Source organism: Bradyrhizobium sp. AZCC 1678 (genome assembly GCF_036924765.1).
GTDB lineage: Bacteria > Pseudomonadota > Alphaproteobacteria > Rhizobiales > Xanthobacteraceae > Bradyrhizobium > Bradyrhizobium algeriense.
The window spans coordinates 4,219,780-4,231,529 of record NZ_JAZHSE010000001.1; the positions used below are offsets into that span (position 1 = coordinate 4,219,780).

Consider the following 11,750-nt stretch of genomic DNA (forward strand, 5'->3'; position numbering starts at 1 on the left):
CGTCATGAGTGTCAACGTCAACGCAACCGCCCGTGCGCTTCTCTTGAGCGAATTCGTATCGGCGTTCTTTCTCGCCATGCGCTATTTCTTCAAGCCGAAGCCGACGCTGAACTATCCCTTCGAGAAGGGAGCGATCTCGCCGCGCTTCCGCGGCGAGCACGCGCTGCGCCGCTATCCGAACGGCGAGGAGCGCTGCATCGCCTGCAAGCTGTGCGAGGCGATCTGCCCCGCGCAGGCGATCACCATCGAGGCCGGGCCGCGCCGCAACGACGGCACCCGCCGCACCGTGCGCTACGACATCGATATGGTGAAATGCATCTATTGCGGCCTGTGCCAGGAGGCCTGCCCGGTCGATGCCATCGTCGAGGGACCGAATTTCGAATTCGCGACCGAGACCCGCGAGGAACTCTATTATGACAAGGCGAAACTGCTCGCCAATGGCGATCGCTGGGAGCGCGAGATTGCGAAAGCAATCGAACTCGACGCGCCGTACCGGTGAGGTGAGGGCATGATCCTGACCGCGCTGTTCTTCTATCTCTTTGCCGGCGTCTGCGTGGCGTCGGCGGTCATGGTGATTGTGTCGCGCAATCCCGTGCACTCCGTGCTGTTCCTGATCCTGGCGTTCGTCAACGCTTCCGGCCTGTTCATCCTGTTGGGCGCCGAATTCCTCGGGATGATGCTGATCGTGGTCTATGTCGGCGCGGTCGCCGTCCTGTTCCTGTTCGTGATCATGATGCTCGACGTCGATTTCACCGAGTTGCGCGAAGGCTTTCTGGAATATCTGCCGATCGGCCTCGTGATCGGCGGCATCTTCCTGGCCGAACTGCTGCTGGTTGCCGGCGGCTGGGTCATCAGTCCCGGCACCGTCAAGCAGATCACGGCGGCGATCCCGACCAATGTCAGCAACACCGAGGCGCTCGGGCTGGTGCTCTATACGAAGTACATCCACTACTTCCAGATCGCCGGCATGGTGCTTCTGGTGGCGATGATCGGCGCCATCGTGCTGACGCTGCGCCACAAGGCGAAGGTCAAGCGGCAGGACATCAACGTGCAGAACGCGCGCACGCCGGAGCTCGCGATGGCCGTGCGCCAGGTGGCGTCCGGGCAGGGCCTGCAGGATGCGGATGCGGCGGAGTGGGTGAAATGACGATCGGTCTGGGACACTATCTCGCGGTCGGCGCCATCCTGTTCACGATCGGGATTCTCGGCATCTTCTTAAACCGCAAGAACATCATCGTCATCCTGATGTCGATCGAGCTGATCCTGCTCGCGGTCAACATCAACCTGGTGGCGTTCTCGACCTTCCTCGGCGACATCGTCGGCCAGGTGTTCGCGCTTTTGGTGCTGACGGTCGCCGCCGCGGAAGCTGCGATCGGTCTTGCCGTGCTGGTGGTCTATTTCCGCAACCGCGGCTCGATCGCGGTTGAAGACGTCAATCTGATGAAGGGCTAAGGGCGCGGCTATGGTTCAGGCAATTGTCTTTCTGCCGCTGCTGGGCGCCATTCTGGCTGGCCTGATCGCGATCTTCGGCGCGCATGCGCGAAATCCGAGCGGCGATGAGGTCAAACATCACGACCATGGGCATGGCGCTCACGCGCATGCCGCCGATGCCCATGACGAGCATGCCCACGACGATCACGGCCACGACGACCATCATGTCTCGGAGCCGCCGGCTCAGGGATCGCGCGCGGCCGAGCTGATTACGACAGGACTTCTATTCGTTTCCGCAGCGCTATCCTGGGTGACGCTGGTCGATGTGGGCTTCATGCACCACGACGCCAGGATCGCGCTGTTCCCCTGGATCAATTCCGGCGATCTGCAGGTATCGTGGGCGCTGCGCGTCGATACGCTGACGGCCGTGATGCTGGTGGTGGTCAACACCATCTCTTCCCTCGTGCATCTCTATTCCATCGGCTACATGGACGAGGATCCGTACCGGCCGCGGTTCTTTGCCTATCTGTCGCTGTTCACTTTCGCGATGCTGATGTTGGTGACGGCTGACAATCTGGTACAGCTATTCTTCGGCTGGGAGGGCGTCGGTCTGGCGAGCTATCTGCTGATCGGCTTCTGGTACCACAAGCCCTCGGCGAACGCGGCGGCAATCAAGGCCTTCATCGTCAACCGCGTTGGCGACTTCGGCTTCGCGCTCGGCATTTTCGCGATCTTTATGCTGATCGGCTCGACCGACTTCGAGACGATCTTCGCCGGCGCGCCGGGGCTGTCGGGCAAGACCATCAACTTCTTCGGCTGGCATGCCGATGCGCTGACGCTGACCTGCCTGTTGCTGTTCATGGGCGCGATGGGCAAATCGGCCCAGTTCCTGCTGCACACCTGGTTGCCGGACGCGATGGAAGGCCCGACGCCGGTCTCCGCGCTGATCCACGCCGCGACCATGGTGACCGCCGGCGTGTTCATGGTGGCGCGGCTGTCGCCGCTGTTCGAGCTCGCGCCCAACGCGCAGGCCGTCGTCATGTTCTTCGGCGCCACCACCGCGTTCTTTGCGGCGACCGTCGGCCTCGTGCAGAACGACATCAAGCGCATCGTCGCCTACTCAACCTGTTCGCAGCTCGGCTACATGTTCGTGGCGATGGGGGCAGGGGCCTATTCGGTCGGCATGTTCCATCTGTTCACGCACGCCTTCTTCAAGGCGCTGCTGTTCTTAGGCTCAGGCTCGGTGATCTACGCGATGCATCACGAGCAGGACATCCGCAACATGGGGGGCTTAAAGGACAAGATCCCCTACACCTACAGCGTGATGGTGATCGGTACGCTGGCGCTGACCGGCTTTCCGCTGACGGCCGGCTATTTCTCCAAGGACGCGATCATCGAGTCCGCCTATGTCGCGCATAACCCCTTCGCGTTCTACGGTTTCGCGATGACGGTGATCGCGGCGGGCCTGACCTCGTTCTATTCTTGGCGCCTGATCTTCAAGACGTTCCACGGCGAGCCGCACGACCGGCATCACTATGAGGCCGCTCACGAGGCGCCGATGTGGATGCTGGTGCCGATCGGCATTCTCGCCGCTGGCTCCATCCTGGCCGGCTTCCCGTTCAAGGAGGTGTTCGCGGGCCATGGCGTGGAAGAGTTCTTCGGCCAGTCGCTCAAGATGCACCCGCACATCATTGATGAAATGCATCACATTCCGCAGGCGATTGCGTTCCTGCCGACGGTCATGATGGTGCTGGGCTTCCTGGTGTCGTGGCTGTTCTACATCCGCCGGCCGTATCTGCCGGTCGAACTCGCCGGCCAGCACCAGATGCTCTACCAGTTCCTGCTCAACAAATGGTACTTCGACGAGCTCTATGATTTCATCTTCGTCCGCCCGGCCAAGCGGATCGGTTACTTCCTCTGGAAAAAGGGTGACGGCTTGGTCATCGACGGCTTCGGCCCGGATGGCGTCTCGGCGCGCGTGCTCGATGTCACCCGCAACGTGGTGAAGATCCAGACCGGTTACCTCTATCACTATGCTTTTGCGATGCTGATCGGGGTCGCGGGGCTGATCACCTGGTTCATGTTCGGCTTGGGAGGCCAGTAATGACAACCTGGCCCATCCTTTCGGTTGTCACGTTCCTGCCGATCATCGGCGCGCTGGCGATCTATCTCACCCGCGGCGACGACGAGGCCGCGCGGCGCAATGCGCGCTGGATCGCGCTGTGGACCACGCTGGTCACCTTTGCGGTGTCGCTGATCCTGGTCTGGCGCTTCGACGCCGCCAATCCGGATTTCCAGTTCATCGAAAAGGCGAACTGGCTCGCCAGCGGCATCACCTATCACATGGGTGTCGACGGCATTTCGCTGCCGTTCGTGATCCTGACCACTGCCTTGATGCCGTTCTGCATCATCGCGAGCTGGAAATCGATCACGATGCGCGTGCGCGAATACATGATGGCGTTCCTGCTGCTGGAAACGCTGATGGTCGGCACCTTCTCCGCGCTCGACCTCGTGCTGTTCTACCTGTTCTTCGAAGGCGGCCTGATCCCGATGTTCCTGATCATCGGCGTCTGGGGCGGCCCGCGCCGGGTCTACGCATCGTTCAAGTTCTTCCTCTACACGCTGCTCGGCTCGGTCTTGATGCTGCTCGCGATCATGGCGCTGTACTGGAATGCCGGCACGACCGACATCCCGACGCTGATGCAGACGGCAGTGCCGCGCTCGTTGCAGACCTGGGCGTGGCTGGCGTTCTTTGCCTCCTTTGCGGTGAAGATGCCGATGTGGCCGGTGCACACCTGGCTTCCCGATGCCCACGTCGAGGCGCCGACCGCGGGCTCGGTGATCCTGGCCGCGATCCTGTTGAAGATGGGCGGCTACGGCTTCCTGCGCTTCTCGCTGCCGATGTTCCCCTTGGCGTCGCATGATTTCGCCTGGATCATCTTCACGCTGTCGGTGATCGCCATCGTCTACACCTCGCTGGTGGCCTTGATGCAGGAAGACATCAAGAAGCTGATCGCCTATTCGTCAGTGGCCCATATGGGCTTCGTCACCATGGGCATCTTCGCCGGCACCACGCAGGGCGTGGCGGGCGGCGTGTTCCAGATGGTCTCGCACGGCATCGTCTCCGGCGCGCTGTTCCTCTGCGTCGGTATCGTCTACGACCGCATGCACACCCGCGAGATCGTCGCCTATGGCGGCCTCGTCAACCGGATGCCGCTCTACGCGCTGGTGTTCATGGTGTTCACTATGGCCAATGTCGGCCTTCCCGGCACTAGCGGCTTCGTCGGCGAATTCATGACGCTGGTCGGCACCTTCAAGGTCTCGATCCCGACGGCGACCTTTGCCACGCTCGGGGTGATCCTGTCGGCGGCCTATGCGCTGTGGCTCTATCGCAAGGTGGTGTTCGGTGCGCTGACCAAGCCTTCGCTCGCCAGCATCAAGGACTTGACGTTACGAGAGAGCCTGACGCTGTTCCCGCTGGTCGCGCTGACCATCCTGTTCGGCGTCTATCCGAAGCCGGTGCTCGACATGTCGGCGGCTTCGGTCCAGCAACTCGTCAACAATTACAATGCCGCCGTGACTGCCGTGAAGGCAGCCGCGCTGGTCCAGTAAGGCCGCCACCATGAGCTTCTCAAGTGCAGGTTATCAGTTGCTGCCGGTGCTGCCGGAATTGGTGCTGGCCGTCGGCGCCATGGCGCTGTTGATGCTGGGCGCCTATCGCGGCGAGGGGACGACCAGGCTGGTTACCACGCTTGCGGTGCTGCTGCTGGTCGTGACCGGCGCGCTCGAGCTGATGCTGCCGGCCGGCAAGCTCACGACCTTCGGCGGCAGCTTCATCGTCGACGATTTTGCCCGCTTCCTGAAGATCCTTGCGATCATCGGCTCGGCGGTGACGCTGATCCTGTCGACGGAGTTCCTGTCCGACCCGTCGCGGCGGATTTTCGAATATTCGATCCTGGTGCTGCTCTCCACGCTCGGCATGATGGTGCTGATCTCGGCTGCCGACCTCATCATGCTCTATCTCGGGCTCGAGCTGATGTCGCTCGCGCTCTACGTGGTCGCTACCTCTAACCGCGACAACGCCAAGTCCACCGAGGCCGGGTTGAAGTACTTTGTGCTCGGCGCGCTGTCCTCCGGCATGCTGCTGTACGGCGCCTCGCTGATCTACGGCTTCACCGGCACGGTCGATTTTGCCGGCATCGCCGCCGCAGTGAAAACCGGCAGCGTCGGCATCGTCTTCGGCCTGGTGTTCCTGCTGGCCGGGCTCTGCTTCAAGGTATCCGCCGTGCCGTTCCATATGTGGACGCCCGACGTCTATGAGGGCGCGCCGACGCCGGTCACGGCGTTCTTTGCCTCCGCCCCGAAGGTCGCTGCACTCGCGGTGTTCACCCGGGTGACGCTGACGGCTTTCCCGGGCATCGTCCCGCAATGGCAGCAGATCCTCGTCTTTGTCGCGATCGCCTCGATGGCGCTGGGCTCGTTCGCCGCGATCGGGCAGAAGAACATCAAGCGCCTGATGGCCTATTCCTCGATCGGCCATATGGGCTTTGCGCTGGTCGGGCTCGCATCGGGCACAGTGGAGGGCGCGCAGGGCGTGCTGGTCTATATCGCGATCTATGTCGCGATGACGCTCGGCACCTTCGCGGTCATCCTTTCCATGAAGCGCGACGGCCAGCCGATGGAGCAGATCAGCGATTTCGCAGGCCTGTCGCGCACCAATCCGCTGCTGGCCTTCTTCTTCGCCATGCTGCTGTTCTCGCTGGCGGGCATTCCGCCGCTCGCGGGGTTCTTCGCCAAATGGTACGTGTTCGTGGCCGCGATCAAGGCGGGCCTGTTCACGCTCGCCGTCATCGGCGTGCTGACCAGCGTGGTGGGCGCGTTCTACTATCTCACCATCATCAAGGTGATGTATTTCGACGAGCCGGCCGGCCATATCGAGCCGATGCGGATCGAACTGCGGACGGTGCTGGCGGTCGCGGGCATCTTCAACATCTTCTTCTTCGTCTATCCGGGGCCGCTGGTCAGCGTCGCCACGACGGCGGCGAAGTCGCTGTTCCCAGGATGACTTTTACGCTCGGTTCCAAAGCCAGATCGGCGGGCTACGGCCTCGCCGCCTTCGACCAGATCGGGTCGACCAACGCCGAAGCCATGTCCCGCGCCCGCGATGGCGAGCGGGGACCTGTGTGGTTCGTGACGACGGAACAGACGGCGGGCCGGGGCCGCCGGCAGCGCGCCTGGATCGCGCCGCGCGGCAACCTCGCCAGCAGCATTCTCGAAGTCATGGACGTGTCGCCCGGCATCGCGGCGACACTGGGCTTTGCCGCAGGGCTGTCGCTGGAACGCGCGCTGCAAAAACTCAGCATCGAAGCCAATTTGCGGCGGGCCGGCGCCGGGCCTCTGAGATACGCCCTGAAATGGCCCAACGACGTCATGGCGGACGGGCAGAAGCTCGCCGGCATTCTGTTGGAGGCCGAGGCCGTAGCCGGCAATCGCCTGGCCGTGGTGGTCGGCATCGGCACCAACGTCATTGCTGCGCCCGAGGGCACGCCGACGCCGGCGACCTCGCTGGCCGCGCTCGGCGTTCAAATCGGCGCGGAGGAACTGTTTGCGGCGCTCTCGGATGCCTGGGTCGAATTCCATGGCATCTGGGACAATGGCCGCGGCTTTGCCGACATCCGAAAACTGTGGCTGGAGCGCGCGTTCGGCCTTGGCGAGCGGGTTGCAATCCAGACTGGAGCCGCGACCGTCGAGGGCACGTTCGATACCATCGACGAGAGCGGCTGCCTGATCGTCCGCACAGCGGAGGGCAAGCGCGCGGCCGTCACTGCGGGCGAGGTATATTTCGGCGCTGCGGCGTCAGTGGGAGCGGCCTGATGGCGCGGCCGGATGAACTGACCTTTGCGCCGCTCGGCGGCGTCGGCGAGATCGGCATGAACCTGTCGATCTACGGGCTCGGCAACCGAAACCAGCGGTCCTGGCTCGCGGTCGATCTCGGCGTTTCCTTCGGCGATGAGGAGCATCTGCCGGGCATCGACCTGATCATGCCCGACATCCGCTTCCTGGAGAAGGAGCGCAAGAACCTGATGGGCCTCGTGCTGACGCATGCCCATGAGGACCATTTCGGCGCGATTATGGACCTCTGGCCAAAGCTGCAATGCCCGGTCTATGCCACCAAATTCAGCGCCGCCTTGTTCGAGGCCAAATGCGCCGCCGAGCGCAATCCGCCGAAGATCCCGGTGACCGTGGTGCCGTCGGGCGGCCGCGTCAATCTCGGGCCGTTCACCGTCGAGTTCATCCCGGTCGCGCACTCGATTCCGGAATCGCATGCGCTGGCGATCCATACCTCCGCCGGCACCGTGCTCCACACCGGCGACTGGAAGATCGACCCAACGCCGATCATCGGCCTGCCGACCGACGAGCGGCGCCTGCGCGAACTCGGCGATGCAGGCGTGCTGGCGCTGGTCGGGGATTCCACCAACGCGGTGCGGGAAGGACGCTCGCCCTCGGAAACCGAGGTTGCCGCCACCATCGCCAAGCTGGTGAAGGGCGCCAAGGGTCGGGTCGCCGTCACCACGTTTGCCTCCAACGTCGCGCGCGTGAAAGCGGTGGCGGATGCCGCCAAGGCCGCCGATCGCGAAGTGGTGGTGGTCGGCCGCGCCATGGAGCGCGTGGTGCAGGTCGCCCGCGAGACCGGCTATCTCGATGGCGTGCAGAATTTTCGTGGCGCCGATTATTATGGGCATTTCCCGCCGGACAAGGTGCTGGCGCTGTGCACCGGCAGCCAGGGCGAGCCGCGCGCGGCGCTCGCCCGGATCGCCAATAACGACCATCCGCAGGTGACGCTGAACAAGGGCGACAGCGTGATCTTTTCCTCGCGTACCATCCCCGGCAACGAGAAGGCGGTCGGCGCCATCATCAACGGGCTGGTGGTGCAGGGCATCGAGGTCATTACCGACCGCACTGATCTCGTCCACGTCTCCGGCCATCCGCGCCGCGACGAACTGCGCGACATGATCTCATGGGTACGCCCGCAGATCCTGATTCCCGTCCATGGCGAGGCGCTGCATCTCTCCGAGCATGCCAAGCTGGCGCGCACCGCCGGCGTGCCGAAGGTCTTGACCTGCCGCAATGGCGATCTGGTCAAGCTCGGGCCCGGTGATCCCGGCATCATCGACGAGTTGCCGTCGGGGCGGCTCTACAAGGACGGCAACATACTGGAGGATTCCAAGTCCCGCGCCGTGGTCGAGCGGCGCCGGATGGGATTTGCCGGCTGCGCCTTCGTGGCGATCGCCATGACCGACAAGGGCGAACTGGCCGACGATCCCGAGGTCGATCTCGTCGGCATCCCCGAGAAGAATGCGGCCGGCGAGGTGATCGATGAGATCGTGTTCGATACGGTGGTTTCGACGGTGGAAAACCTGCCGCGGGCGCGCCGGCGCGATGCGGACGCGACGGCGGAATCGGTGCGTCGCGCGGTGCGGGCCGTCATCAACGAGCAGTGGGGCAAGAAGCCGATTTGCCTCGTTCATGTTCTGACGGTTTGAGGTAAAAAGGGCGTCGTCAGGCGAGCCGGCGGGCTCTCGTCGGGAAGACGCAGGAAGCAGGGAGTGAGTGTCATGCTGGGCCGGCTTAATCACGTTGCGATCGCGGTCAAGGACGCGGAAAAAGCCGCCAAGATCTATGGCGGCGCGTTCGGCGCCGAAATCTCCGGCGCGGTGCCGCTGCCGGAGCATGGCGTCATCACCGTGTTCGTGACGCTGCCCAACACCAAGATCGAGTTCATCCAGCCGCTCGGCGAGGCCTCGCCGATCGCCAAATTCGTCGAGCGCAACGCCGATGGCGGCATCCATCACATCTGCTATGACGTGCCCGACATCATCGCCGCGCGCGACAGACTGATCAGCGAGGGCGCGCGCGTCCTCGGCGACGGCGTGCCGAAGATCGGCGCCCACGGCAAGCCGGTGCTGTTTTTCCATCCGAAGGATTTTTCCGGCGCGCTGGTCGAAATCGAGCAGGCCTGAACCCATGGCTTATAGTGTCTCCACAGCGCTTGCGATCTACTTCGTGCTCTGGTGGGTCGTGCTGTTCACGACGCTGCCGTTCGGCGTCCGCAGCCAGCACGAGGACGGCGAGGGCGCGCCCGGCACCGATCCCGGCGCACCGGTGATGGCGCGGATGGGCTACAAGCTGCTCTGGACCACGCTGATCTCGGGCGTGGTTTTCGGCATTGGGATGTGGGCGTATCATCAGGGCTACCTGAACATCGAACGGCTGTCGAAGCTGATGGGGCTGCCGTTTTGACCCCACACCGCAGGGCCGGACACAAAATCTCGAAAACAACCCCATGCAAAGTAGAATGGGTCCCGCTTCCCAGTACTCACGCCGCTCGCGTCCGGGGCACCAGATGGACCGTCGTCACGGCCCAACTTAATCGCATTCCCGCCTAGTCGAACGCGACGCCTATCCGCTTGTCCGTTCGCCAGGCCACCCGGCAGTAGCGGCGCGTATGATCGCCCGAGACCACCAACCAGAAGCTGTCGGGGACGCCGACCGGACTGGCGACTTCGAGTGCAGCGCCGGTGTCCGATACATTCCGGATGGTGCAGTCGATGACGCCGCCGTTGAACTCGATGGAGCCTGCCTTCAATACCCGGTGCCGAGGTGCCGCGCGATGGTTTTCCAGAACCTGAAGCGGTTCAGGTGCCTTGGGCTCCGCGCCCTTCGCCGCTTGTTGCTCCAGCAACCCCTGGGCGTGCCGCGTTGCAGCCTCCATGGTCTCGTTGGTCAGCGTGGGCCTGATTCTGGCCCAGGCTAGCCGGAAGCGGACCTGGCAGTCCTTGTAATTGATGGCGGGCCCTCGGTCATTAGGGCTCGGGGGTAGCCCATAGACGGTGCAAGCCCACCACCAGTGCGGGCTATCCGCCTGCTTCATTAACCGTCCGACCTGGAAGCCGCGCCAGATCACCTCATAGTCGTCGTCCTGGCGGGCGCCGCCAATGACGGTGGGCCGCAATACAATCGCGTCTGGATCGTCACTAGTCACCGGATGTCCCTGATCCGATTTTGAAGGCCGAACGATACCGTTAGTCACATCTAGGCTATCGCGGCAATAGCCCGCTGGAGGGTTCCTCGGGTAGTATTCGGGTTCTGACAAATCCGGCGGGATCGGTTAATTTTGCACCGGTCCGTTCCGGCTGGGGGATATGATGAATTTTCAGCGTATTTTGTTATTGCTTGTGGTTCTGCTCGCCGCCGGCCTCGCCGGATCGTTCTACATGAACTGGAAGACGCTGGGGCAGCTTCGGACCGTGAAGGCCTTCGTCGAGAGCTCGGTTTTCGCCGACGCGGTGGTCGCCTGTGAGAAGGCGCCGAGCACGACCCCGTTCAAATGGACCGGCGGCAAGCAGACCGCCGTCATCGGCCTGACTTCCGTCAAGCTGAACAAGGACACGATCTTCCCGAGCTACACGCTGGTCGCCGATAGCGTCTTTTGCGACTATGACCCCGTGAAGAAAAAGGCAGACATCGGATCGAACTTCCTGGAACGGGAAACATTCTAGGCTCGGTCGACTAGTGGTGCGTGAGCCAATGGCGTCGGAAGAAGCCGCAGGGATCATCGATCTCTACCAGCGCAAGGCATCGGACTGGATCGAGAGTCGCGGACGCACCAGACTGATTGAAAAATCCTGGCTCGATCGTTTCCGGGCGCTGCTGCCGCCGGCTGGCCCGATCCTCGATCTCGGCTGCGGATCCGCAGCGCCAATGGCGGCGTATCTGATCGAACTTGGTCATCCCGTCGTTGGCGTAGATTCATCCCCGGCCATGATCGATGTCTGCCGGCGACATTTTCCCAAGCAGAAATGGATCGTCGCCGATATGCGCAAGCTTGCCCTGCGGCGGACGTTTTCCGGCATTCTGGCGTGGGACAGTTTCTTTCACCTCTGCCACGATGACCAACGCCGGATGTTTCCGGTGTTTCGCGAGCACGCAGCCCCGGAAGCGGCCCTGATGTTCACCAGCGGTCCCGCGCATGGGGAGGCGATCGGAAGTCTTGCGGGCGAGCCGCTGCATCATGCGAGCCTCGACCCGGCCGAATATCGTTCATTGCTCGACCGGAACGGATTTCGCGTTGTGTCGCATGTCGTCGAGGACCCCGACTGCGGCGGCCACACCATCTGGCTCGCGCAGCTCATGTGAGACGCGAGGCGCAAATGCGGACGGTGAACGCTGGTCGCGTTTTGCGGCTATGCTCCGGTCAAGAAAAAGGCCGATATCGGATCGAATTTCCTGAAGCGGGAGTGCGTGAGAGCTCCCGCACC

General features: G+C 63.1%; 13 protein-coding genes. 12 read left to right on the forward strand and 1 reads right to left on the reverse strand.

Annotated elements, in window-relative coordinates:
• Positions 1–4 precede the first annotated feature (4 nt).
• From nuoI to V1294_RS19915, 10 genes are all read left to right on the forward strand, one after another.
• Positions 5–499 carry an NADH-quinone oxidoreductase subunit NuoI gene (gene nuoI / locus V1294_RS19870; protein WP_247837164.1) on the forward strand — a complete coding sequence of 165 codons (495 nt, stop codon included), beginning with the start codon at positions 5–7 and terminating at the stop codon, positions 497–499.
• A 9-nt stretch (positions 500–508) separates the two neighbouring features.
• Positions 509–1,147 carry an NADH-quinone oxidoreductase subunit J gene (locus V1294_RS19875; protein ID WP_108516271.1) on the forward strand — a complete coding sequence of 213 codons (639 nt, stop codon included), beginning with the start codon at positions 509–511 and terminating at the stop codon, positions 1,145–1,147.
• Positions 1,144–1,452, forward strand: a complete 309-nt coding sequence (gene nuoK / locus V1294_RS19880) for an NADH-quinone oxidoreductase subunit NuoK (RefSeq protein ID WP_108516269.1) — start codon at positions 1,144–1,146, stop codon at positions 1,450–1,452. The genes V1294_RS19875 and nuoK overlap by 4 nt, the downstream gene beginning before the upstream one ends.
• A gap of 10 nt (positions 1,453–1,462) precedes the next feature.
• On the forward strand, positions 1,463–3,535 hold the full coding sequence (gene nuoL / locus V1294_RS19885; RefSeq protein ID WP_334499503.1) for an NADH-quinone oxidoreductase subunit L: 2,073 nt from the start codon (positions 1,463–1,465) through the stop codon (positions 3,533–3,535).
• The gene (locus V1294_RS19890; protein WP_334481151.1) at positions 3,535–5,043 is read left to right on the forward strand and encodes an NADH-quinone oxidoreductase subunit M; all 1,509 of its coding nucleotides are present in this window, start codon (positions 3,535–3,537) and stop codon (positions 5,041–5,043) included. Before nuoL ends, V1294_RS19890 begins: the two co-directional genes overlap by 1 nt.
• 10 nt (positions 5,044–5,053) lie before the next feature.
• Complete coding sequence (gene nuoN / locus V1294_RS19895; RefSeq protein WP_334499505.1) at positions 5,054–6,496, forward strand: NADH-quinone oxidoreductase subunit NuoN; 1,443 nt, start codon at positions 5,054–5,056, stop codon at positions 6,494–6,496.
• Positions 6,493–7,305, forward strand: a complete 813-nt coding sequence (locus tag V1294_RS19900) for a biotin--[acetyl-CoA-carboxylase] ligase (protein WP_334499507.1) — start codon at positions 6,493–6,495, stop codon at positions 7,303–7,305. Before nuoN ends, V1294_RS19900 begins: the two co-directional genes overlap by 4 nt.
• Positions 7,305–8,975, forward strand: coding sequence for a ribonuclease J (locus V1294_RS19905; protein ID WP_334499511.1), 1,671 nt, complete (start codon positions 7,305–7,307; stop codon positions 8,973–8,975). The genes V1294_RS19900 and V1294_RS19905 overlap by 1 nt, the downstream gene beginning before the upstream one ends.
• Positions 8,976–9,047: 72 nt before the next feature.
• Positions 9,048–9,452 (forward strand): methylmalonyl-CoA epimerase, encoded by a 405-nt coding sequence (gene mce, locus V1294_RS19910; RefSeq protein ID WP_108516251.1) that lies wholly within the window; start codon positions 9,048–9,050, stop codon positions 9,450–9,452.
• Positions 9,453–9,456: 4 nt separating this feature from the next.
• Positions 9,457–9,732: a DUF1467 family protein gene (locus V1294_RS19915; RefSeq protein WP_334499513.1), complete on the forward strand. Its 276-nt coding sequence runs from the start codon at positions 9,457–9,459 to the stop codon at positions 9,730–9,732.
• Between the two features lie 142 nt (positions 9,733–9,874).
• On the opposite strand, the gene V1294_RS19920 is transcribed toward V1294_RS19915, so the two are convergent.
• On the reverse strand, positions 9,875–10,114 hold the full coding sequence (locus V1294_RS19920) for a PilZ domain-containing protein (protein WP_334504728.1): 240 nt from the start codon (positions 10,112–10,114) through the stop codon (positions 9,875–9,877).
• Between the two features lie 523 nt (positions 10,115–10,637).
• Here V1294_RS19920 and V1294_RS19925 point away from each other — a divergent pair.
• Complete coding sequence (locus V1294_RS19925) at positions 10,638–10,991, forward strand: hypothetical protein (protein ID WP_334499515.1); 354 nt, start codon at positions 10,638–10,640, stop codon at positions 10,989–10,991.
• Between the two features lie 28 nt (positions 10,992–11,019).
• On the forward strand, positions 11,020–11,628 hold the full coding sequence (locus V1294_RS19930; protein WP_334499517.1) for a class I SAM-dependent DNA methyltransferase: 609 nt from the start codon (positions 11,020–11,022) through the stop codon (positions 11,626–11,628).
• The last annotated feature ends 122 nt before the right edge of the window (positions 11,629–11,750 follow it).